At 50.2% G+C, this 23,615-nt stretch carries 18 protein-coding genes; 7 read left to right on the forward strand and 11 right to left on the reverse strand.

Going from position 1 to position 23,615, the window contains the following annotated elements; all coding sequences use genetic code 11:
* Positions 1 to 51 precede the first annotated feature (51 nt).
* The 7 genes from rng to HHX48_RS11955 form a co-directional block, all read right to left on the reverse strand.
* Positions 52 to 1,518: a ribonuclease G gene (rng, locus tag HHX48_RS11925; RefSeq protein WP_191025382.1), complete on the reverse strand. Its 1,467-nt coding sequence runs from the start codon at positions 1,516 to 1,518 to the stop codon at positions 52 to 54.
* Complete coding sequence (locus HHX48_RS11930; protein ID WP_191025542.1) at positions 1,515 to 2,099, reverse strand: Maf family protein; 585 nt, start codon at positions 2,097 to 2,099, stop codon at positions 1,515 to 1,517. The genes rng and HHX48_RS11930 overlap by 4 nt, the downstream gene beginning before the upstream one ends.
* A gap of 12 nt (positions 2,100 to 2,111) precedes the next feature.
* Entirely contained in the window at positions 2,112 to 2,588 is a 477-nt protein-coding gene (gene mreD / locus HHX48_RS11935; protein ID WP_191025543.1) for a rod shape-determining protein MreD, read from the reverse strand.
* Between the two features lie 11 nt (positions 2,589 to 2,599).
* Complete coding sequence (mreC, locus tag HHX48_RS11940) at positions 2,600 to 3,487, reverse strand: rod shape-determining protein MreC (RefSeq protein ID WP_191025385.1); 888 nt, start codon at positions 3,485 to 3,487, stop codon at positions 2,600 to 2,602.
* A 39-nt stretch (positions 3,488 to 3,526) separates the two neighbouring features.
* Entirely contained in the window at positions 3,527 to 4,570 is a 1,044-nt protein-coding gene (locus HHX48_RS11945; protein ID WP_018984381.1) for a rod shape-determining protein, read from the reverse strand.
* A gap of 256 nt (positions 4,571 to 4,826) precedes the next feature.
* Complete coding sequence (locus HHX48_RS11950; RefSeq protein WP_191025387.1) at positions 4,827 to 5,291, reverse strand: hypothetical protein; 465 nt, start codon at positions 5,289 to 5,291, stop codon at positions 4,827 to 4,829.
* A gap of 132 nt (positions 5,292 to 5,423) precedes the next feature.
* Entirely contained in the window at positions 5,424 to 5,990 is a 567-nt protein-coding gene (locus HHX48_RS11955) for a histidine phosphatase family protein (RefSeq protein WP_191025389.1), read from the reverse strand.
* A 30-nt stretch (positions 5,991 to 6,020) separates the two neighbouring features.
* On the opposite strand from HHX48_RS11955, the gene HHX48_RS11960 reads away from it, so the two are divergent.
* The gene (locus tag HHX48_RS11960; RefSeq protein WP_191025390.1) at positions 6,021 to 6,572 is read left to right on the forward strand and encodes a DapH/DapD/GlmU-related protein; all 552 of its coding nucleotides are present in this window, start codon (positions 6,021 to 6,023) and stop codon (positions 6,570 to 6,572) included.
* Here HHX48_RS11960 and HHX48_RS11965 read toward each other — a convergent pair.
* The 4 genes from HHX48_RS11965 to HHX48_RS11980 form a co-directional block, all read right to left on the reverse strand.
* Entirely contained in the window at positions 6,527 to 8,446 is a 1,920-nt protein-coding gene (locus HHX48_RS11965; RefSeq protein WP_191025392.1) for an acyltransferase family protein, read from the reverse strand. The genes HHX48_RS11960 and HHX48_RS11965 overlap by 46 nt on opposite strands.
* Positions 8,447 to 8,563: 117 nt before the next feature.
* Positions 8,564 to 9,772, reverse strand: a complete 1,209-nt coding sequence (locus HHX48_RS11970; protein WP_191025394.1) for an MFS transporter — start codon at positions 9,770 to 9,772, stop codon at positions 8,564 to 8,566.
* A 193-nt stretch (positions 9,773 to 9,965) separates the two neighbouring features.
* The gene (locus tag HHX48_RS11975; RefSeq protein ID WP_191025396.1) at positions 9,966 to 12,512 is read right to left on the reverse strand and encodes a glycoside hydrolase family 3 protein; all 2,547 of its coding nucleotides are present in this window, start codon (positions 12,510 to 12,512) and stop codon (positions 9,966 to 9,968) included.
* On the reverse strand, positions 12,509 to 13,756 hold the full coding sequence (locus HHX48_RS11980) for a sugar MFS transporter (RefSeq protein ID WP_191025398.1): 1,248 nt from the start codon (positions 13,754 to 13,756) through the stop codon (positions 12,509 to 12,511). The genes HHX48_RS11975 and HHX48_RS11980 overlap by 4 nt, the downstream gene beginning before the upstream one ends.
* A 590-nt stretch (positions 13,757 to 14,346) precedes the next feature.
* Here HHX48_RS11980 and HHX48_RS11985 point away from each other — a divergent pair.
* The 6 genes from HHX48_RS11985 to HHX48_RS12010 all read left to right on the forward strand — a co-directional run bounded on the left by HHX48_RS11985 (position 14,347) and on the right by HHX48_RS12010 (position 23,601).
* On the forward strand, positions 14,347 to 17,304 hold the full coding sequence (locus HHX48_RS11985; protein WP_191025400.1) for a TonB-dependent receptor: 2,958 nt from the start codon (positions 14,347 to 14,349) through the stop codon (positions 17,302 to 17,304).
* 151 nt (positions 17,305 to 17,455) lie between these two features.
* Positions 17,456 to 19,006, forward strand: coding sequence for a tryptophan halogenase family protein (locus HHX48_RS11990; protein WP_191025402.1), 1,551 nt, complete (start codon positions 17,456 to 17,458; stop codon positions 19,004 to 19,006).
* A gap of 12 nt (positions 19,007 to 19,018) precedes the next feature.
* Positions 19,019 to 19,720 (forward strand): SapC family protein, encoded by a 702-nt coding sequence (locus HHX48_RS11995; RefSeq protein ID WP_191025404.1) that lies wholly within the window; start codon positions 19,019 to 19,021, stop codon positions 19,718 to 19,720.
* A gap of 1 nt (position 19,721) precedes the next feature.
* Positions 19,722 to 20,723, forward strand: a complete 1,002-nt coding sequence (locus HHX48_RS12000) for a cupin-like domain-containing protein (protein ID WP_191025406.1) — start codon at positions 19,722 to 19,724, stop codon at positions 20,721 to 20,723.
* A 12-nt stretch (positions 20,724 to 20,735) separates the two neighbouring features.
* On the forward strand, positions 20,736 to 22,214 hold the full coding sequence (locus HHX48_RS12005; RefSeq protein ID WP_191025408.1) for a tryptophan halogenase family protein: 1,479 nt from the start codon (positions 20,736 to 20,738) through the stop codon (positions 22,212 to 22,214).
* Between the two features lie 31 nt (positions 22,215 to 22,245).
* Complete coding sequence (locus tag HHX48_RS12010) at positions 22,246 to 23,601, forward strand: GH1 family beta-glucosidase (RefSeq protein WP_191025410.1); 1,356 nt, start codon at positions 22,246 to 22,248, stop codon at positions 23,599 to 23,601.
* The last annotated feature ends 14 nt before the right edge of the window (positions 23,602 to 23,615 follow it).

Here is a 23,615-nt window from a genome sequence, read left to right on the forward strand (position 1 = left end):
TTTTTTCACTTACTGCTAAAGGACTGGCCGTAATTAACGGCCACATATTCACTACATCATGACAACGTCGTATTTGTCCTGATTATAAAGCGGCTCGGTCTGCACCTTAATTTGCTTAGAGACAAACACTTCCAGCTCGGCCAGCATGTGTGACTCCTCACCTAACAGCGCTTCGGCAACATGCGGAGAAGCATAAACCACAAACTTGTCGGCGTCGTAAGCCCGGTTAACCCTGACGATTTCGCGCATGATTTCAAAGCAGATCGTCTCTATGGTTTTCATGGTCCCGCGCCCTTTACAGACCGGGCAGTCACCACAAAGCACGTGCTCCAGACTTTCACGGGTACGCTTACGGGTCATCTCAATTAGCCCTAATGCGGTAAAACCGTGAATATTAATCTTGGCGCGGTCCTTACTGGTCGCCACTTCCAGACTATGTAAGACCCGTCGTTTATGATCAGATTCAGTCATATCGATAAAGTCGATAAGAATCATCCCGCCCAGATTGCGCAGCCGTAACTGTCGGGCTATCGCCAGCGTTGCTTCGATATTGGTGTTAAAAATAGTTTCTTCGAGATTTCTGTGACCAACAAACGCACCGGTGTTGATATCAATTGTGGTCATAGCCTCAGTCTGGTCGATAATCAGATAACCACCGGATTTCAAGTCGACTCTGCGCTCGAGAGCCCGCTGGACCTCGTTCTCGACATCATACAAATCGAATATAGGGCGATCACCGCGATAGTAATCCAGCTTGTTGCTTAACTCAGGCACATATTCTTTGGTGAATTCCTCAAGCTCGTGAAAAGACAGTTTTGAGTCAATGCGAATGCGATCAAGTTCGGTGCCCACAAAGTCACGGATGACCCGTCTTGCCAGTGGCAGGTCTTCATAAAGCACATTCGACTTTTTCTTTTTCATCCGCTGCTGAATTTTGTTCCACAACCGACGTAAGAATGCCGCATCCTGAGAAAGCTCAGTTTTACTTACGCCTTCTGCCGCAGTGCGCAGAATAAAACCACCATCATCATCACAAAATTCTTCCATCAGCGTTTTCAGACGCTCTCGCTCATTCTCATCTTCAATGCGCTGAGATACCCCTACGTGGGTCACACTGGGCATAAATACCAGATATCGTGAGGGAATAGTTATATCGGTGGTCAGGCGCGCGCCCTTGGTGCCGATAGGATCTTTAACCACCTGCACCACAATTTCCTGCCCTTCGCGGACCAGTTCGCGGATATCCTGCTTTTGAATATGGTTGGCAGTCACTTCGCCCACAATCTCGTTGTGAAGAACAATATCGGATGCGTGCAAAAACGCGGCTTTTTCCAGACCGATATCGACAAATGCCGCCTGCATACCCGGCAATACCCGACTGACCTTGCCACGGTACATATTACCTACCAGACCTTTTTTGGTATGACGCTCTACATGTATTTCCTGCAATATGCCGTTTTCAATCAGTGCCACCCGCGACTCTGATGGTGTGACATTTATCAGCAACTCACCACTCATGCATCCACCCCGAATTCGTTTAACAGGCATCGTGTTTCATATAATGGCAGACCAATCACTGCACTTACACTACCTTTAACAGATTTTACAAACTGGCCGCCTATCCCCTGAATCGCATAACTGCCGGCTTTATCTGCCGGCTCGCCGGTGGCCCAGTACTGACGGCTCTGGGCCTCACTTACCGGAGCAAAGTGTACCTGGGTGATAATTGTCTGGGTCACCTGACGCTGCGCATCCAACACGCTGATAGACGTCAGTACCTCGTGCACCTGACCGGACAGTCGTTGCAGCATGGCAACGCAATCTGCTTCATCGGCCGGCTTTCCCAGACTTTCTCCCTCAAAGGCAATTAATGTATCTGATGCAAGGATAATAGCATCACGCTTTTGCTCATCATCTAAACGTTGATACGCTGTTAGCGCTTTTTCAGCCGCCAATCTTTCCACCAGTATTTCAGGTTTTTCACCGGCTTTGGGAGACTCGTCAATGTCTACCGGCATTTGCGTGTGGGCAAATCCCATTTGATTTAACAGTGCGGTACGGCGAGGTGAAGCGGAAGCAAGGATAAGCGTCATAATAATAGAAGCCCTGATTCAGGTAATGGTTAGCTGACGGCGTAGCTTTCTGAGTAGCCAGAAAATCCATGGCCACAAGATCATTGAGCTGAAAATCGGCCATAAATAGGCAAACTGAAACGGGATATCGGTCAGCAAATGCTGCAACCAGAACAACACCAAATGATACAACGAGCAAAGCAGCCCTATTATGATGGCCTGTTGCCATACCGAGTAATTGCGCAAACGCTGATAGTTAGCCGCCAGAACATACACCGACGCACTGAGGGCAAGACTGTGAATGCCCAGCGCTGTCCCCAACAGAATATCCATTGCCAGCCCGGCTAAAAATGCCACGCCAACATTCACCCTGTGGGGCAACGCCATTGTCCAGTACGCCAGTACAATGAGTACCCAGTCAGGCCTGTATAAATCAGCCTGGATAGGCAACGGCATAATTTGTAAAACCAGTGCAACAAGAATGGTTGAAGCGATAACGTAGTGGCGGGCCCGCAACATAATTCTGTCTACTCTCCCTGCTGCGAGGCAGCACTTTGTGGTTCCTGCGCCTGCTGCTCAGTATCTGCATCAGGGCGTTGTTGCGGCCATAGCAGCAACAAATGCTTCAGACGATCAAGTCTGGCTAGCGGTTGTGCGGTAACAGTGGCAAAAGGCCGGCCCTCATCGTGTACGACGGATGAAACGCGCGCCACCGGATAGCCTTCAGGGAAAACCTCGCCCAAGCCTGATGACACCAGCATATCGCCTTCCTGCACATCCACACTGTGAGGAACATGCTCTAAAAACAGCTCATCGAACGCGCCGTTACCGGTTGCCACAAAGCGAATATTGTTGCGAAGTGAGCGAACAGGAATAGCGTGAGTGACATCCGAGATAAGCACCACCCTACTGTTCGTCGTGCCTACTTCCATCACCTGCCCCACAATCCCCCGGTCATCTAAAACAGACTGTGACAGATAGACACCATCCAGGGCGCCCTTATTAATCATAATTTGCTGACTGAACGGGTTGTTGTCCACGGCCATCAGCTCTGCAACCATTTTGCGAACCTGAGGTTTTACCGGTACATCCAGTAATTTTCTCAACTCAGCGTTTTCAGCCTGCAACACATTAAACCGCTGAAGTTGCTCGCTCATTTTAAGGTTCTGGTTTGTCAGCCGCTCGTTATCCGCCAACAAGGCCTGGTGTGAAGTAAGCCGCTGCGCACTTTCGTTAAGCAAGACTTTCGGTAAGTTCGCAATGTACTGCAGCGGACTCATAATAGAGTTCAGGTACACGCGGGTTGACTGAAAGGCATCAAGTTTGTGGTCTGCAAAGATCAACAAAACCGACAAGGCTATGGCAAGCGCAAGTCGGTTGTTCAGCGATGGGCCGCGGGTAAATATGGTATCCATTAAGAACCAACAGGCAGCGTGATTGCTGCCTGCCCGATATTATTCGTAAGTGAAAAGATCGCCGCCGTGGAGGTCGATCATGTCAAAGGCTTTACCACCACCGCGCGCAACGCAGGTAAGCGGGTCATCTGCAATCACAACCGGAATACCGGTTTCTTCCATCAGCAGGCGGTCAAGATCTTTAAGCAACGCGCCACCACCGGTAAGCACCATGCCGCGCTCTGAGATGTCTGATGCCAGCTCAGGTGGAGACTGCTCCAGCGCAACCATTACCGCAGATACGATACCAGTCAGCGGCTCTTGCAAGGCCTCTAAGATTTCGTTGGAGTTAAGCGTGAAGCCGCGAGGCACACCTTCTGCCAGATTTCGACCGCGTACTTCAATCTCACGCACTTCCTCGCCAGGGTATGCTGCACCAATCTCGTGCTTGATACGCTCAGCCGTCGCCTCGCCAATTAACGAGCCGAAGTTGCGGCGTACATAGTTGATAATGGCTTCATCAAATTTATCACCACCGATACGCACCGATGAGGAATAAACCACGCCATTCAGTGAAATGATGGCAACTTCTGTGGTACCGCCACCGATATCGACAACCATGGAGCCCGTCGCTTCTGAAACCGGCAGACCCGCACCAATGGCTGCAGCCATCGGTTCATCAATCAGGTAGACTTCACGTGCGCCTGCACCCAATGCCGATTCCCGTATCGCACGACGCTCTACCTGTGTTGACCCGCAAGGGACGCATACCAGCACACGGGGGCTGGGACGCAGAAAATTATTGTCATGAACCTGTTTGATGAAGTGCTGAAGCATTTTCTCTGTAACAAAGAAATCAGCGATAACCCCATCTTTCATGGGGCGGATAGCGCGAATATTTCCAGGCGTACGACCCAGCATGCGCTTGGCTTCTGCACCCACTGCGGCCACACTTTTCGGACCACCGGCGCGTTCCTGGCGAATAGCAACAACTGAAGGTTCGTTTAACACTATGCCCTGATCTTTCACATAGATCAGCGTATTAGCTGTTCCGAGGTCGATGGACAAATCATTAGAAAACATGCCCCGAAGCTTTTTAAACATGAAATACAAATTCCTGTAACTGTACGCTGGCGGTGGTGATAGGTGAGGTGAGTACGCACCAGCAAAGACGTCGTTAATTATCACCACACTTTAACAACGGGGGGTGGTTTGGGCAAGTCAAGACCACTCTCAACACGCCTTTTTCCCCATTAAATTTGCTTTGTCTCAGGCTAGTGACAACTTACCTTTCCAGACAACAGCAAAATAAGACCGGGCCATATTTTTGTTAATTTTTACCACGCAGGCAAAACCACGGCTACCAGTCAATTTTTCCGGTGCGAATAATATAATCAAACCGGTCACCACAGCTAATAGAAAATCGACAATATGCGTTCACCGCCTCCCCGTTTTCCAGGTCGCCGCGTATATATCGTCCTTTCACTCTGAACCCTTCGACTTCCATAGGTGCATCCAGAAGCTGCATCCACAGTGTATCGCAGGCATCTTCATCGTCTGCGACTCTGGGGTAGCCGAAACTGGCCATGGCCAGTGGGCGTCTGGATTTTTCCCTGTCCTGCGCATCATAATGAACCATCATTATACGTGGTGGCTGTTTTTCTGACTGCCACTGCCAGTGAGCATACCCGGCATTGTTTTGCAGACGTGTCGCCATTTTTTTCAGAGCCTGGCGATGAAATCCGGGATCGGCCTGATCGAAATACCAGATAAGTCCTGCCAATACCGAAGCAAAAATGATGGCGATGAGCACATTTAACTGCACTCCTCCGCGTGAACAGGCTATTGCATAATGTCTGTTATTCACCAATGGCGACTTCACTCTATCAGCTATAATAGGTTATGTATCGGCGTTACTGACACATAAGTTTAATACTATGTCATGGTACAGCATACTTTAGTGCTGTTGCGCCCGTTTGCGCAGCACAATAACGCCCCAATACCGATGATCTTTTTCGATAACCTGCCAGCCGCGGCGCGTTAAGTAGCGACATAAAAAACGGTTGGTCATAGCATGAGCAAACAGTACAACGCTTTGATGCGTTGTTGCTCTCTCTACAAGCAAGTCACATGCCTTCTCAATTCTGCGCCTGGCCTGTGAAAAAGATTCGAACGGACCACCCCTGCCAGCAATCCACATCGCGCGGTTCAGGTATACCCAAGTCCAGGCATTGAGCCTGACGGGTAACCGGTAGCGGGGAATTTCCATCTCGTTAAATAAAGAATTGGACTCTGCGACTGGTTCACCGGTATATCGATGCGCCGATAATCGTGCACGATGCAGGGCACTGGAGATGATATAGTGATTGGTAAAGTCGCGCTGACAGTGTGGCTGGCTGTCAGGGTGTAAATCGCAACGATTGTAGTTTTTTACCCAGCGGGCAAATCCGGAGCTGGACAACCTGTCGTTATTTTCAGACGCAGGACGCCCATGACGCACCAGCACAATTTCCCTGTCAGACATTAATGTATCGATCTATTCGGATAATTCGTCATGCACCATAATCAAAGCGACGCTGTAGCGCAACCGGAACGTCGGCACGGCGATATCCAGTATTTTATGGCGACCAGTCATAATCAGCAGATCGTTGATAAACACCGCAGACTGCAACAGGAAATCACTCAGTCCGGCGAGCAAAAACGCAGTAGTGTGTTTCGTCGCTTGTTTACTGAGCCCGCCGCATTTTTTGTCGAGCCTGATTTTTTCTGCGAATCTCCCGAACTGGTTCGTGTCGGTGAAGGTTCGTTTTTCAACCATAACTGTGCATTGCTGGGTTATCAGAACATTGTCATTGGTAAAGGGGCCTTTATCGGCCCCAATGTCATTATCAGTAGCGGCCCGGTGGCAGGCTATACGTCATCGCCTGGCCCCGTTGTGATTGAGGACAGCGCGTGGATTGGCGCTAATTCGCTGCTGCTCCCCCACACCCATGTCGGCAATGCTGCAATTATCGGCGCTAACAGCGTCGTTAACCAGCATGTTGCCGCTGCCAGTCGCTTTTACAACGCACCGGTTTTCAGGCCAGACGATTCAAGCCATTCCTGAGGCATCAGTGATATCAGGGCCTGCGCCCCAAATACAGAAGGATGGTTGCTATCAAAATAAAGGGCTTTGCCCCCTTTCACCGCATAGCAGTTTGCCTCATCGCACCAGGTATCTGCCGGACGAATCATTTTTACATTGTCCGGATACGCTGTGCTTTTAAGATGTTCGAGGATCACGGCGTTTCGCTTTTCGTAGTACGCTCTCGTTGTCCCGATAATTTGCTCGGTATTGTCTTTAAACAGATAGCCTGAGGCCACCAGCAGCGGTACGGTACGAGCAATCTCCGGGACCGGATAGACAATAATCACCTGAGACTTCTGGCTGGCCAGTTCACGGATGGCTGCATCGAATGAACGCAGAATTCGCGCGGTGCGCTCAGGGTCGTCATCTTGCGGCACGGCCGGATAATCGGGCACATGATCGCCAAACAATGCCCAGGAATAGCGGTGATTGATAAGCACACTATCGATTCTCTTATCACTGATAATGTCTGCTACCGCCTCTTTGTACCAGCGGGTGCACCGGCTGGTGCCATTTTCCTGTAACAGCGACGGGGCACATCCTGAAAAGGTGTAGTGCTTTATGCCCTGATCCTGCCGTGCCAGCCTGTCTGCAAGTGCGTAAGCGAGTTCTACACTGTGACTGTCACCGAATACCGCCCATGTCACATTGTTATTTTCGTATTCACAGGCATTATCCGGATCGTCATAGTCATCGATATGGCACTTTTCACGATAAGGGCTCGGACTCATCGATGAGAGCAACGATTGCATCTGTGGCGTGAAACGCTCCGTCAGACCCTGGTTTGTCATTATAGTAAGCCCCGTAACCAGAGCCAGCGCGCCGATCCACACAGGCTTTGCGCGCCACAGACCTGGAAGTGACTCAATGCGTTGCCAGCGGATATTTTCAATAAAACGGTAACTTAAAAAGCCAAATAGTACAGAGAGCGTGACACCGGCCACCCACCAGTATTCGATATCGTAGCGATAACCAAATACCACCAATGGCCAGTGCCACAGATAAATGGAGTACGACCAGCGACCCAAAGGCTGAAACAGCCAGTTGTTGGTCAGCCAGCTATTTTGAACGCTCGCCATGATGACCATTGCAGTCCCAAGTACAGGAATGATAGCCAGCGTTCCGGGCCAGGGGTGTGTTGCATCAACAATTGCATACGCCAGCCCGATAAGCAAAATGCCAATCCAGGCGACAACACGTGCCTGACTTTCACGTAGCGACACCGGGTAAAGAAACACCAGCCCGCCGGCCAACAGCTCCCAGGAACGGGTGGCCAGCAGATAATATGAAGCACTTGGCCATAATGCAGAGGTCTCAATACTGAACAACAGGAAAGCCAATGTGAGTGCTAATACCGCGTGGCGTAGCTTATTGACGCCCAGCAGAGGTTTAAGCGCTAACAATATGAGCGGGTAAAGCAGATAGAACTGCCACTCTACCGCCAGTGACCAGGTGTGGAGCAACCATTTTTCATGGGAGGCGGCATCGAAATAGCCCGCTTCCTGCCAGTAAACAAAGTTTGAAATGAAGGCGACGCTACTGGCTGCGTGCTTGCCTAACGCTGCGTATTCAGCCGGAAAAAGAATGAACCATCCGGCCAGCAGAACAGCCAGGCATAATGCGGCCAGTGCAGGCACGATGCGGTTTGCTCGGGCAATATAGAATTTAACCAGATTAAAAGAAGATTTCTCAAAACCGCGAAAGATAATGCTGGTCATCAGAAAGCCGGAGATGACGAAAAAGACATCGACCCCGGCAAAGCCGCCCGGTAGCCAGGTGGGATCAAAGTGAAAAATAACAACGGCAATAACCGCGATAGCCCGCAGGCCGTTAATGTCGTATCGAAAATTCAAAAATTGACTACCAGACAGCGTGCCGCAACGGCATACCCGTCTGCGGTAAAAAATGGATAGAACAGATACTCTGGCAAGCACGGGCAGGTTCATCCTGCCCGTGCTTGATGAGCCTGGTCAGCTTACGGCAGTATCAGCCGGCAGCAGCACGTTTCTACCTACCCGCGTACCCAAAAGCGCCTGGGCAATACTGAAAAAGACGCAAACCCATAATGCCAGTTGCCACTCACCCAACGCATCATAAATGGCACCAAGCAATAAAGGGCCGGTTGCAGCAATGCAATAGCCCAGCGTTTGCGCGGCACTGGATAAAGATGCGGCCTGGTCGCCGTTGCGTGCCCGTAAGCCTAAAAATGACAGCGCCAGAATAAAGTTCGCTCCGATTCCAAAACCCAGCAGCGCCGCCCACAGGTATGCCAGCGACGGCAGCACCATAATGCCGGCGAATCCAGCCAGGTTTACCGCGGTCATACTGGCGCTTAATCCGCGCTGATCAGAAAGTCTTGCCATTGCCGGCACAATTATCAGACCGGGCAGTGCCCCGGCAAACTGGAAAACACCATGAATCGATCCGGCCTGTGCATCACTAAAGCCAGCTTCACCGACCACAGCGGGCAACCAGCTGACCACCGAATAATATAAAAACGAATTGCAGGCAAAAAAGCCACACACCTGCCAGGTAAGTAGTGATCTGAAGATAGACCGCCCCGGCGCTTTTGTACTGCCTGAATCTGGCTTGCGAGCTCCCTTGAGCTGAGTAAGCCACAAAATGCCTGAGATGACCGGCATGATTATCATGGCTACCAGCGCTATTTGCCAGTTCCCCCATGACGCATTGGCAATGGGGATGACAAGCGCCGACCACAGCGCAGCCATGATTCCCATTGCCAGTACATAGGCGGAAGTCAGCAGTGCAATATGATTTGGAAACCGGGACTTCACCACACCAGGAAGCAGCACATTTCCGGCAGCGATGCCCGCACCGATAACAATCGTTCCGGCAAACAGCCAGAACAAACCTCCCACCGAGCGCACTGCTATCCCCACACCGATGAGCACCAGTGCAGCCAGCAACATCCTTTCCATGCCGTAGCGTCTGGACAAGCGTGGAATAAGCGGCGACACCACCATAAAGACAATCAGGGGGAAGGTGATCATCAGGCCAGCGGTACTGGCATTAATGGACAAGCTGTTTTGCAGGTCTGTCAGCAGTGGTGCCACACCGGTAAATGGCGCGCGCAGATTTGCGGCCACCATCATAATGGCGAAAAACAAAAACAACGGAAAGCCGGTAGCGGCGGCTGATGATGACGGTTTAGTGTGCATTATGTCCCGGGCAGTGAAATTCTCAGGCGCAGTATTCTACGGATATGTTCGCAGAATGCAGCTTTTAATCGTTTACCTGCGCCTCTTGTCAGTGCAGTCGGAGACTTTATCGTTTCAAGCTCACCACTTCAGGCAAAAAAAAAGCTCCGAACATTGTCGGAGCTTTTGACTTAGCGAAATAACAACATGCCTGTTACGGGCAGGTTGGTACATCCTGCATAGAAGGTTCGATGCGAATGTCAGATACCTTCAGCGTTACCGGTGCTGATGCACTAAAGCCAAGCACGGAGAACACTTCATCGAAAGCTACACCGGCGTCTTTCAAACACTGCGTGGGAATGGCAACGTCCTGCCACTGCGTTGTCTGCTGTGCAAAATCCTGCAACGCAACGCTTCCTTCACAGTCTTCACCACACATCATACTTATCTGAACATCAGCGTCGGCTTGTGAAAGCTGAACAGCCATTTGAATAGCGGCACTGTCAGATAAATAGTCACGCAAATCTTCCGGGAACTGAGCGGCAAAGCGAACTGTCGCCTTATCTTTGAAGGTTAGTTCCAGTGTGTCTTCCTGCACATTGCGATCGGTGGTGCGAACATCCGCGCCTTTCACTGACATCGTGTTGCTGGTCATAACATGCTGACCATCGGCATCGAGTACCTCAAGGTGCCACGGTTTTTGAATGTCGCGCACAAAGATATCGTGCGCAAGCACCAGGTCTTCATCTGCACCCGCTTCCTCGGAAAGTGGCGCCGTGATGGGGTCGTCTTCACCGTAACGCAGACCGTAGCCATAGGCGAACTGGGCTTTTTGACCATCGTCTTTGTTTACGATTTGCGTAGGTTTCGCCGGCCATGAAAATGACAGCTTACCCTGCATGGGATAGTCAACATCACCGTTTTTATCGGTGAATAATACATCGGCCACGCCCTGCCCTTCTGAGCCAGGCAACCAGGCCACAACAAATGCATCACTGGCGTTAATTTCAGGATTGGTCCACAGCGGCCGGCCAGTAATAAATACTGAAATCACCGGAATACCCTGTGATTTTAACTTACGCAGAAGTGCCAGGTCGGTTTTATCACCACGCTGGTATTCCAGATTCGACAAATCACCATTTCCTTCGGCATACGGGTTTTCACCAAAGACCACGATAGCGGCGTCTGGCTTTTCTTCAAAGCTTCCATCTTCTGAAAGTGTTGCTGTACCACCGGCTGCAGAAACCGCTTGCTCGATGCCAGAGTAAATAGACGTTGCACCCGGGAAGTCGCTGTTTTTGTTGCCTGTTCCCTGCCAGGTAATGGTCCACCCACCTGATTGCTTACCGATGTTATCGGCGGCATCACCGGCCACAAGCACGTTCATGTCAGGCGATAGCGGTAACAGATTGTCCTGGTTTTTCAGCATCACCAGTGACTTTCTGACCGCTTCACGTGCGACAGCACGGTGTTCATCAGACCCCACGACATCTGCTTTTGCTGACAATGCTCTGTTGGCTGGCGATGGCAGGTCAAACAGCCCTACCCGCATTTTAACGCGAAGTACACGACGCACGGCATCATCAAGCCGCTCCTGAGAAATCTCGCCGCTTTTAACCTGCGCGACGGTATTTTCAAATAACGGCTTCCACGCATCGGTGGGCACCATATACACATCCAGGCCGGCATTAATTGCCTGAGGACAACTTTCATTTGTACAGCCTTCGATCTGGCCATGACCATTCCAGTCACCCACTACAAAGCCGTCAAAGCCCATTTTTTCTTTCAAGACATTGGTCAGCAGGTACTTGCTACCGTGAATTTTCTTTCCATGCCAGCTATTAAACGACGCCATAACAGACTGCGCGCCGGCATTCAGGCCATGAACATAGCCCTGAGCGTGAATGCGATAAAGGGTTTCTTCATCCGCCAGGTTATTGCCCTGATCATCACCGCCGTCCGTACCACCGTCGCCAACGAAATGTTTAACAGTGGAAACCACATGCTCCTCATCGATATTGCCGTCGCTGAGATCGCCCTGCAGCCCACTGACAATGGCACGTGCATACTGCCCGACAATTTCCGGATCTTCAGAATATGACTCATAGGTGCGTCCCCACCGGTCATCACGCGCGGTTGCAACTGTCGGTGCGAAAATCCAGTCAATGCCTGTCGCACGCACTTCTTTTGCTGTGGCTGTGGCAATTTCTTTCATCAGCTGCGGCTCGTGCATTGCGCCCAGACCAATGTTGTGCGGGAACAATGTAGCACCAATTACATTGTTGTGACCGTGAACCGCATCGGTTCCCCACATGGTCGGAATTGTGCTGCCATCCAGTGAATCGTCAACCGACGCTTCATACATTTTGTCAGCAAGCGATATCCAGTCTTCGAGTGTGGCCTGCTTGTTTCCATCAGGAAACGACCCACCGCCGTTCAGGTAAGAACCGAAACCGTATTTACGCATATCTTCCACGGTGACATCGCGAATTTCAGGCTGCATAATCTGCGCAACCTTCTGCTCCAGCGTCATGTCGGCCAGAAGGGCATCTACCTTGGCCTCAACCTCGTCACTGTTTTCCACCTCAAAGGTGATCTCAGGCCAGTAATCCGGCACTTTTGCATCAGCTGATGGCGGCATTGTCGATGCCGCAGCCGTTGCCGCCGTATCGGTTGTGGTATCAGCCTCTTTCTGCTGGCAGCCGCTTATTAGTAATGCCGCTGCAATCAGACTCAGCGACTGTTTAAAGACTGGTTTCATGAATGTGACTCCTTGCTGGTTGCCGGTATTGAACCAATCACGCCATAAAACGCGATATACAGGTAACAAAGCACCGGAAGTAGGAACGATATCTGCAGGCCGAAGGTATCGGCTAATGCACCTTGTACCAACGGCACTATCGCACCGCCTACGATCGCCAGACACAGCATACCCGATCCCTGGGCAGCCTGGCTGCCTAGCCCCTTAAGGGCCAGACTGAAAATTGTGGGGAACATGATTGAGTTACACAGACCTACTGCCAGAATGGTCCACATTGCGACCGAGCCATCGCTTACTACCGAAATGATAATAAGTGCACATGATAGCAAACTATTGAATGCTAACAGTTTGCCCGGATCGATTTTCTGCATAATAACCGCGCCGATGAACCGACCTACCATGGCACCGCCCCAGTAATAGGCGATGTAGGATGAGGCTTCTGCCTCACTCATGCCCATGACATTTTCAAGTCCCAGGTAATTGACCAAAAAGCTGCCAATAGCAACTTCGGCGCCCACATAAGTAAACAGACCCACAACACCCAACGCCAGATGGCGATGTTTCAGCACGGAGCTGTCAGCAGAGGTAGCAAGTTCAACATCATCATGCTGCGGTGTAGGCAACGAAATCTTAACCATTATAGCGGCCATGATTGCCAGCACAGCGGCTAACGCCAGATAGGGAAGCACTACCGAATCTGCCTGCACCTGCGTTTCCATCGCATCATGGGATGAAAACAGCAGCATTCCGCCGATAATCGGCGCGACAGTGGTACCTAATGAGTTAAAGCCTTGTGTCATGGTTAACCGGCTGGACGCGGTATCAGGATCACCCATTACAGTAACCAGTGGGTTAGCGGCAACCTGCAAAATAGTTACGCCAGAGGCAAGAACAAATAAGGACGCCAGGAACATCCAGTACTGCGTCAAGAAAGCTGATGGAATAAACATGACACAGCCGATTGCGGCCGTAATCAGGCCTACACCAATTCCCTTCTGATAGCCAACCCGGCTGACCAGTTTACCGGCGGGAATAGACACCAGAAAATAGGCACCAAAAAAACAGAACTGTACCAGCATTGCCTTGGTATAACTGAGCGCAAACAGCGCCTTAAGGTGCGGAATAAGAATATCGTTCATGGCGGTAATGAAACCCCACATGAAGAATAAAGATGTTAGTGCCCACAATGCGAATTGTGAAGTCGAGGGCCTATCAGATGCTATTGCCTGTGACTGGTGACTCATACAACGAACCTTATAATTAGGTAAAAAGTGCTGTAGTGGCAAAAGCTTAGGTTAATACCCTAAGTTAATACCGTTGCTTCACTTGTTAATGGTTTGTTGGGCAGTATAGAGTTACGCACACAAAATGCAAGCGCTTACATTTAGGTTTGAGGTACTACTGATAGGTTAATTGCAGTAAAGCCTGCACGATAATTAACGATTATTTAATCTCTGCAAAGCGCAAAATATGCGCGTTTTACTACACTTAGAAAGATGTTTGGAGATTTGGACTGTTCAAATGTTCAACTATATGCGCTGGCTTTTTACACAAATTTTAACATTTTCGATTGGTAATTTTTTGATTAACAACTTAAAAACACTTGCATTACAAGTTCGTTATTCGTACATTACGCTGAAAGCGCTTACAAAGCGTAAGATGTATTTTTGTAAGCGCTTTCTTTTACCCATGTCCGCTGAAGGTGGCTTTTGTGATAAATGCGTTTGACGTTCATTTTGTAACAGGGACCAAAGGGAAAACCGGCGTATCAGATTACTGTTATCTGTAAGCGCTTACAAGAAAGCGGACGTTGTTAATCAGGCTGGGGAAACACATGAAAACTACTACATTTAATAAAACACGTATTGCGACATGTTTGTCGCTTGCGATGGGTGCGATGTTATCGCATCAGGCTATGGCTCAGGAAGCGCAGGCCGATGAGCAGGAAATTGAAGCAGGTAACTTCGAAGTTATCGAAGTAAGCGGTATCCGTGAAAGTTTGACCAAAGCAATGCTGACAAAGAAAGCAGCATCAGGTGTGGTAGACGCTATCTCAGCTGAAGATATTGGTAAATTCCCGGACACCAACCTTGCAGAATCTCTACAACGTATCACCGGTGTTGCAATCGACAGAAGCAACGGTGAAGGTAGCCGTATCACGGTTCGTGGTTTCGGCCCGGACTACAACCTGGTAACGCTGAACGGCCGTCAAATGCCGGCTGCAAATATCGAAGCGACCAGTGCATCATCTTCTCGTTCTTTTGACTTTGCCAATCTGGCATCAGAAGGCGTATCGGCTGTTGAAGTATTTAAAACCAGCCTGGCGTCACAGCCTACCGGTGGTATCGGTTCTACCGTTAACCTGGTTACGGCAAAGCCACTAAGCAACCCGGGCCTTAAGGCCAGCGTGGGTGCCAAGGGTGTTATTGATAACTCAACGGAAACCGGCAGCACAATTACACCGGAAGTGTCAGGTATCTATAGCCAGACATTTGCGGACGATACATTCGGTATTCAGTTAATTGGTTCTTATCAGGATCGTGATGCAGGCGCAGCAGTAGCTGAAACCGGCAACGGCTGGTACACCATTCGTGGTGACGGCGGTGACTGGGGTTCACTACCACGTGACGGTAGTTTCACTAACCTGCCTGGACCGAACGATCTGTACTCAGTACCTCGTAACCTGGCGTACAACTTCGACGAGATTCGTCGTACCCGTACTAACGGTCAGCTGACTTTACAATATCGTCCTATCGACGATTTGACAGCAACACTTGATTACACGTATTCAGAGCTTGAAACCCGCACCATGCGTCAGCAGCTGTCTACCTGGTTCAACGGCGTTCCAGCATTCGGTGAGTATACGCCTGGCACCAACACTGAAGGTTCAGTAATGGGTCCGGTAATCTATGCGGATGCAACATGCTGTGATATCGGTTTAGGTACCAGCGATTACACTGCGGTTAACGAAAACAACTCAATCGGTCTGAACGTAGAGTGGATGGCGACAGATAACCTGACGCTGGAAGTGGATTATCACGTATCTGACGCTGAAGCCGGTCCTAAGAACAATCTGGGCAGCAACAACGTTGTTTCAGCGGTTCAGTTCGACCGTGTACTGACTGAAGTAGACTATTCACAGGATTTCCCTGTGATGGATATTACCTATGCAGACGGCGTGAATGGTTTAAGTGCTGATCGCATGCTGACATCTGGTACGTCTATCCGTAACAGCTACATGAAGTCTGAAATCGACCAGCTTCAGTTCCGCGGTAATTACTACCTGGACGAAGGTATCATCACCAGCATCGATTTTGGATTATCTGCCATCGAAGTGAAAAACCGTTCAGCTTACTCTGTCGCACAGCGTGATACGTGGGGTGGTTATGGTACACCGGAAGATTATCCGGATGATATCTTCATGCAGGAAAACCTGCCAGGTCGTTTTGACGATGTACTGGGCAGCAACGGTGCGGATCTTGAGCCGTTCTACTATGGCTCTAATCTGGGCGACCTTATCAGCGCAATCTCTTCAATCGCTGTTGAAACAGGCGACAACCTTGGTCCGTGTGGCACAACACTGTGTATGGATCCTAATTACCAGGTTGACCGTCGTACGACAGAAGAGCAATGGGCTGCCTATCTGCAGGCGAACATGCAGTTTGATATCGGTAATATGCCAGCATGGTTATCTATCGGTGCGCGCTATGAAGATACAACCGTAGATTCTAGTGCACAGGTTCCTGAGATTGCGTACCTGCGCTGGGATGGCGCCAACGAATTTGGTCTGGTCCCAGGTGACTACCAGTTCACATCACTGGACGGTGGCTACGATCACTTCCTGCCTTCTGTTGACTTCAAAGTTGAAGTACTGGAAGACTGGTTTGTACGTGCCTCTTACAGCAAGACCATCACGCGTCCTGGTTATGCTGATATCCAGGGTGGTCTGACGGTTAACCAGCTGGCACGTTTCAATGGCGGTACCGGCGGTGCGGGTAACCCGAATCTGTTACCATTTGAATCAACTAACTTCGATATCTCTACCGAGTTCTATTACGGTGAAGGTAGCTACGTATCTGTTGCTTACTTTGATAAAGAAGTAGATAACTTTATCGGTACTGACACTTACACCGACACCTTGTTCGATATCGCAACGCCAATCGGTGGTCCGCGTTACGACGAAGCTGTTGCTGCAGTGGGTGACGATCTTGGTGCAATCCGTGACTATTTCATCAGCCAGGGTTATACCAATGAAGCCGGTGAGATTGTAGGTCTGGACGGCGAAGATCCGTTACTGCCGATTACGGTTACTCAGCCGGTTAACTCTGATGCCAGCCGTTCGGTTGACGGTATGGAGTTTGCGGTACAGCACATCTTCGGTGATACTGGTTTCGGCGCTATCGTTAACTACACCATGGTTGACGGTGATGTAGAATATGATAACTACAGCACTGAAACACAGTTTGTACTGTTAGGTCTGAGCGACACTGCCAACGCAGTATTGTTCTACGAAATGGATGCATGGGAAGTGCGTGCAGCGTGGAACTGGCGTGACAAGTTCCTGGCAGCAACCGTTGATGGTAACGGTGGTCAGAACCCAACGTATGTTGAAGCCTACGACCAGTTAGATGTTAACGTTCGCTATGCGGTTAACGAAAATCTGGAAGTGTTTGTTGAAGGTATCAACGTTACTGGTGAGTACCAGCGTTCTCACCAACGTCATCCGAACATGCTGGTTAACATCGCTGACGTAGAACCACGTTACAATATTGGTGTACGTTACGCGTTCTAATTAGCAGAACGTCTCTTAATGTGGCATCGCCGGTTACGGCGGTGCCCTTTAAGTAACGCTCAGTAAGTTACCAGGTACGGGTGATTTACTCAGCGTTATTTTTGTTTATGAATCTGGTGATTACGATTCGTCGTCGTGTCAGGAGTTTACCGTGTATCAGTCTGACTCAGTTAATTCCATCATCGTGCTTGGCGGTGGTACAGCAGGCTGGCTGACAGCCGCCGTTATTGCTGCTGAACACGATATTGCAAAACGTCAGGACCTGACGGTGACAGTGGTTGAGTCACCGCAAGTCAAAACCCTGGGCGTGGGAGAAGGTACCTGGCCCACTATGCGCGATACTCTGCGCAGAATTGGTATCAGTGAAACTGAGTTTCTTATTCGCTGTGATGCATCGTTTAAACAGGGCACCTGCTTTAAACAGTGGACAGGCACCGGCGGCGATGACACCTATTACCATCCTTTCGATTTACCCACAGGTTTCTTTGAGACTGATCTCGCGCTTTGGTGGGCTGCCGAAAAACCCGATGCTGACTTTGCCGATATATTTTCTGCCCAGCCCGCTTTGTGCGCTGCCGGCAAGGCGCCCAGACAGCTGCAAACACCTGCTTATGCGGCGGTGGCTAATTATGGTTATCACCTGGATGCCAACAAATTTGCTGACATGCTTCGCGAACATTGCGTAGACGTGTTGGGTGTTAAGCACATCAGTGCGCACGTCCAGGATATTCAGTGCGATAAAGACAATTACCTGACGGCACTGCGCACTGAAGCCGGAGACATCCGGGGCGACTTGTTTGTCGATTGCAGCGGCTTTGCCGCACGACTGATTGGTCAGCACTATGGTAGCGCTTTTAACAGCGTCTCAGATGTACTTAAAAATGACACGGCAATGGCGGTGCAGGCGCCGTATGCAGACGCTGAGTGCGACATTGCCTCTGCCACGATATCTACCGCACACAAAAATGGCTGGATCTGGGATATCGCCCTGCCCCACCGAAAAGGCGTAGGCTGTGTTTACAGCAGCGAATTTTGCAGCGACGATGAAGCGACAGAAACACTGCTTCGCTACCTAAAAAATGACTCTGTCACCGCACCGGTGAATGCCGACGCCATCAGAAAAATATCCTTTACGCCGGGTTACCGCGAAACGCCGTGGATTAAGAACTGCGTAGCCGTTGGAACATCTGCCGGCTTTTTTGAGCCTTTAGAAGCCTCTGCGCTGGTAATGACGGAATTAGCGGCCTTACATATCGCGCGTCAGTTACCGCGCAGTAAACCTGAGCTGGCACCGATCAGCCGTCAGTTTAATCGTAGTTTTGCCACTAAATGGCAACGTATTATCGACTTTCTGAAGCTCCACTATGTATTAAGCGCCCGTACTGACAGTGACTACTGGCAGGCAATGGCTAATACAGACAGTGCCTCTGATCAGCTTCAGGATTGGCTGCACATGTGGCAACACCGCCCGATTAATCAGCATGACTTTTTATACCAGGATGAGGTTTTCCCTCAGGCCAGCTATTTATATATTCTGAACGGGATGGGCTTTGCTCAGTCCGCCCCTTACCATCATAATAACGATACCAACCGGTTCATTCAGCAAAACGAAAAACGAAAGCAACAATTACTTGCGGGTTTGCCCTCAAACCGTAATTATCTGAATGCCCTCAATCAGTACCGGCAACAAAGCGCCGGGTAAACAGGAGTGCCCATGGCAAATCATGTTCTGCTTAATAATGTTGAGCACAAAAATTTGAAAATTCGTCAGGTACACGGCGAAAAGTATAATGAAAATCAAATGTGTGTACCTGTCTTTCCTGCTGAAATGCGCCTGGCACAAGCGCACTACCCGCTGATGTTCGCCAAAGATAAAGAAGGCAATTATCAGATGGTGGCATTGCTGGGCTTTGAACAGGGTGAAAACCTGTTTTTAGACGGTGATCAATGGCTGGCCAGCTATAAACCTTTGGTTATCGAGAAAGGCCCGTTTCTGATTGGCCGAAATGACCAGCAGCCTGATCAGCTCAGTATCCACATTGATATGGATGATGACAGAGTTAACGAACAGGACGGTGAAGCCATATTCTTACCTCACGGCGGCACCACTGAATACACAGATAACATCAGCAATGTGCTAAGCGCCCTTCACGAAGGTCAGCAAGCACATCAGGCATTTATTGAAAAGTGTGACGCTTTGTCGCTGATCGAACCGTTTGTATTGGATATCGATATGGACAATGCCGGCACGCAACGTCTGGCAGGCTTTTTTACTATTAATGAAGACACCTTTGCCAGCCTGACCAATGAGCAAATTATTGAGCTGCGCAATGCCGACTGCCTTGAATCAGTCTATATGATGCTGGCTTCACTCTCGCAGCTTTCTTCACTTATCCGCAAGAAAAAAGCCGCCTGATATGCAACCGGTAGCCACGGCCCCCTGCCCCGACGATAACCAGTTACTGGCGCATCTGCGCAGTTTGCGCGAGCCGCAGGTCATGCGGGGCCTGGTTTCCCACTGGCCAGTAGTAAAGGCCGCTAAGACCTCCAATGAGGCGTTGGTGGATTATCTGTCCCGGTTCGACAACAACACTGTGGTGGACAGCTTACACCTTGAGGCCAGACATGACGGCCGGATGTTTTATAACGAGAACATGGACGGCTTTAATTTTTCGCGCAAGCGCCAGCCGTTTATGTCAGCACTACATGCGTTACTCGAGCGTCAGCATTCAGCTGAAGCGGACTCGCTGTACGTTGGCTCAACCAGCGTCGCGCATTGTCTGCCGGGTTTTTTGACTGAAAACCCTATTGCGCTGGAAGAGGCCGACCCGTTAGCGACGTTGTGGATAGGTAACAAGAGTCGTATTGCTGCGCATTATGATGCACCAGATAATCTGATTTGTGTCACTGCAGGTAAGCGCAAAGTCACCTTATTTCCGCCTGAACAAGTGGAAAATTTATACGTGGGCCCGCTGCATATTACACCAGCGGGTCAAGCAGTAAGCCTGGTAGATTTTCACGCACCGGATTTTGAGAAATTTCCCCGCTTTCGTGAGGCACTGGCGCAGGCGCAGACAGTTGAACTGGAACCGGGCGATGCCCTCTTCATTCCATCGATGTGGTGGCATCATATAGAAGGGCAACAAAGCCTGAACATGCTGGTGAATTTCTGGTGGCGCGACGCGCCGGCGCATCTGGGAAGAAGTGAGAATGCGCTTTATCATGCATTATTAGCGCTAAAAGCCCTGCCGGATAAAGAACGTCAGGCATGGCAAGCGATGTTTAATTTTTATGTGTTTGGTCAGGATCAGGACCGGTTCGACCATATTCCCGATGCGCTTAAAGGCCCATTGGGCGAGCAAAGTGAGCAAACCCAGCGGCAATTTCGCGCCTGGCTGGCAAATCACTTAAAGCAGTAAAAGGTGAGTAAAATGAATCAGGCCCAGAAAAAAACACGGGTAGTCATCGCCGGCGGTGGTACCGCTGGCTGGATGGCAGCGGCAGCGCTGACCCGGGTGCTGAAAAATAAAGTTGATGTCACTCTCGTTGAAAGCTCTGAAATCGGCACGGTGGGTGTCGGCGAAGCTACCATTCCGACACTGGTGTTCTTTCATAAACTGCTCAAACTCAGCGAGCAGGAATTTATGTCTGAAACCAACGCGACCTATAAGCTGGGCATCAACTTTGAAAACTGGAAAGATCTTGATCACAGCTACCTGCACGCCTTTGGTGTTACCGGAAAGGACTGTTGGGCTGCGGGATTTCAGCATTTCTGGCTGCGCGGCCTCAAAGAGGGGCTGAGCGGCGACTTCGGCGATTATTGCCTGGAACGGCAAGCGGCAGAAGCTAACAAATTTGCCCATCTACCTAATAATGGCCTGAATTACGCTTACCACATTGATGCCACCAGCTATGCAAAGTTTTTGCGCAAGCTGTCTGAAAAAGAAGGGCTGACCCGCATTGATGCGAAGATTGATAACGTCAATCTGCGTCAGCAGGATGGTTTCATCGAAAGTCTGGATTTAGATAATGGCCAGCGTGTAGAGGGTGACTTTTTCATCGACTGCACCGGCTTTAAAGGCCTGTTAATTGAAAAAGCCATGCACACCGGTTATGAGGACTGGTCACACTGGCTACCCTGCGATAGCGCAGTCGCAGTTCAAACCGAATCCACCAGCGCGCCGTTACCTTATACCCGCTGTATCGCCCATGAGGCCGGCTGGCAATGGCGCATCCCGCTGCAACATCGCGTGGGTAACGGTATGGTGTATTGCAGTCAGTATCAGTCTGATGATGAGACCATCGAGAAACTCCTGGCCAATGTCGATGGGAAACCCCTTAACGATCCGCGCGTCATTCACTTCAGAACCGGGCGCAGACGTAAACAGTGGAATCGCAATTGCCTGGCGCTGGGGCTGGCCAGCGGATTCCTGGAGCCGCTTGAGTCCACCAGTATCCACCTGATTCAGCAGGGCATTGTGCGTTTTCTGCGGATGTTTCCTGAAGCCGGTGTCGTACAGGAAGATATCAACGAGTTTAATCGTCAGGCAGATTTTGACATCGAACATATCCGCGACTTCATCATTTTGCATTATCATGTGACAAATCGTACCGACACACCTTTCTGGCGTCATTGCCGCCAAATGGATGTGCCGGACTCATTGCGTCACAGAATCGATTTGTTTGTAAAAACCGGCCGCATATTCAGGGAAGGCAGCGAATTGTTTGATGATTCCTGGCAGCAGGTAATGATTGGTCAGGGCCTGATGCCAGAAAGTTACCATCCGATTGTGGATACAATGAGTCGCGATGAGCTTGAGGCGTTGTTAACGCAAATTACATTGCAAATCCGCCGGACGGTCGAAAAGCTTCCCCCTCACGAGGAATATCTCAAGCGTTTCTGCCAGTAGCAGCACGCAGAATGTTTTGTCAGAGAGCAACATGAAATTATCTGTGCCTGCGGGCTCTATCTTCGCTTCCCCCGACTTTACTGTCGGGGTAGCTACGTCGTCATTTCAGATTGAGGGTGCGGCAGACGCGCGTGAGGCCTCCATCTGGGACACCTTTTGTCGGCGACCCGGCGCCATTGCAGATAAGAGCGATGGCTTACTGGCATGCGATCACGTTAACCGCTGGCGTGAAGATTTGGCGCTTGTGGCGTCACTGAATGTCGATGCTTACCGCTTTTCAGTGTCCTGGCCCCGCGTTATGCGCGCTGATGGCAGCGTTAATCAGTCTGGCCTAGCCTTCTACACCCAGCTACTCGATTTCTTAAATGCACATAATATTAAGGCGTATGTCACCCTTTACCACTGGGATTTGCCGCAATATCTGGAAGATCGGGGTGGCTGGCTGAACCGTGACACCGCTCACGAGTTCGCCCGTTACGCCGAAGTCGTTGCTACCGCCTTTGGTAATAAGGTGTTTTCTTACGCAACACTTAACGAGCCATTTTGCAGCGCCTACCTGGGTTATGAAACCGGGGTTCACGCGCCGGGTAAAGCGAGCAGGGCCTATTCAAAGAAAGCCGTGCACCATCTGTTGCTCGCCCATGGGTTGGCGATGCCAATATTGCGAAAGTGCGCACCAGAAGCACAATCCGGGATTGTACTGAACTTTACACCTTATTATCCGGCGTCCGATGATCCTCAGGATAAAACAGCGGCAGACCTGGCTCACGCGCATCATAACGACTGGTATATACGCCCGATACTGACCGGGGAATATCCTGCCTTACTGGATGCACTGCCTGAGGAAGAAAAGCCGCAAATCATTCCCGGCGATATGCAAATTATTGCCGCGAAGAATGACTATCTTGGCGTGAATTACTATACCCGCGCCAAAGTCAGCGCTGGTGACGACAGAGGCTTTGAAATTCTTGAACCCGCTTCTGAGGTTCAGACCACCGCCATGGGCTGGGAAGTCTATCCGCAGGGCCTGACTGACCTGTTGTTACAGCTTCATCGCGATTTCACGCTGCCGCCGGTATTAATCACTGAGAACGGAATGGCTTGTGATGACACCCTGATTGATGGCAAAGTAGAAGATGTAAAGCGCATCGAATATTTGCAAAGCCACATGGACGCCGTCGATAAAGCCGCCCGCCAAGGCGTACTTATTACCGGTTACTTTGTGTGGAGTCTGTTAGACAATTTTGAGTGGGCACTGGGCTATACCAAGCGGTTTGGTATTGTTTATGTTGATTACCCCACGCAGCAGCGCACATTGAAGCAAAGCGCGAAGGCACTCAGGTCGATGCTCGCAACACGATGTTCTCAGGCAGAACTGCAGGATTAATAACGGCGGTATGA

This window comes from Salinimonas profundi, from assembly GCF_014750655.1.
Classification (GTDB): domain Bacteria; phylum Pseudomonadota; class Gammaproteobacteria; order Enterobacterales; family Alteromonadaceae; genus Alteromonas; species Alteromonas profundi_A.

Bases quoted from the DNA above. Each gene is read 5' to 3' on its own strand.
- rng (WP_191025382.1), bottom strand. From the start codon at position 1,518: ATGAGTGGTGAGTTGCTGATAAATGTCACACCATCAGAGTCGCGGGTG.
- mreC (WP_191025385.1), bottom strand. From the start codon at position 3,487: ATGGATACCATATTTACCCGCGGCCCATCGCTGAACAACCGACTTGCG.
- HHX48_RS11945 (WP_018984381.1), bottom strand. From the start codon at position 4,570: ATGTTTAAAAAGCTTCGGGGCATGTTTTCTAATGATTTGTCCATCGAC.
- HHX48_RS11955 (WP_191025389.1), bottom strand. From the start codon at position 5,990: ATGTCTGACAGGGAAATTGTGCTGGTGCGTCATGGGCGTCCTGCGTCT.
- HHX48_RS11960 (WP_191025390.1), top strand. From the start codon at position 6,021: ATGCACCATAATCAAAGCGACGCTGTAGCGCAACCGGAACGTCGGCAC.
- HHX48_RS11970 (WP_191025394.1), bottom strand. From the start codon at position 9,772: ATGCACACTAAACCGTCATCATCAGCCGCCGCTACCGGCTTTCCGTTG.
- HHX48_RS11975 (WP_191025396.1), bottom strand. From the start codon at position 12,512: ATGAAACCAGTCTTTAAACAGTCGCTGAGTCTGATTGCAGCGGCATTA.
- HHX48_RS11980 (WP_191025398.1), bottom strand. From the start codon at position 13,756: ATGAGTCACCAGTCACAGGCAATAGCATCTGATAGGCCCTCGACTTCA.
- HHX48_RS11985 (WP_191025400.1), top strand. From the start codon at position 14,347: ATGAAAACTACTACATTTAATAAAACACGTATTGCGACATGTTTGTCG.
- HHX48_RS11995 (WP_191025404.1), top strand. From the start codon at position 19,019: ATGGCAAATCATGTTCTGCTTAATAATGTTGAGCACAAAAATTTGAAA.
- HHX48_RS12000 (WP_191025406.1), top strand. From the start codon at position 19,722: ATGCAACCGGTAGCCACGGCCCCCTGCCCCGACGATAACCAGTTACTG.
- HHX48_RS12005 (WP_191025408.1), top strand. From the start codon at position 20,736: ATGAATCAGGCCCAGAAAAAAACACGGGTAGTCATCGCCGGCGGTGGT.
- HHX48_RS12010 (WP_191025410.1), top strand. From the start codon at position 22,246: ATGAAATTATCTGTGCCTGCGGGCTCTATCTTCGCTTCCCCCGACTTT.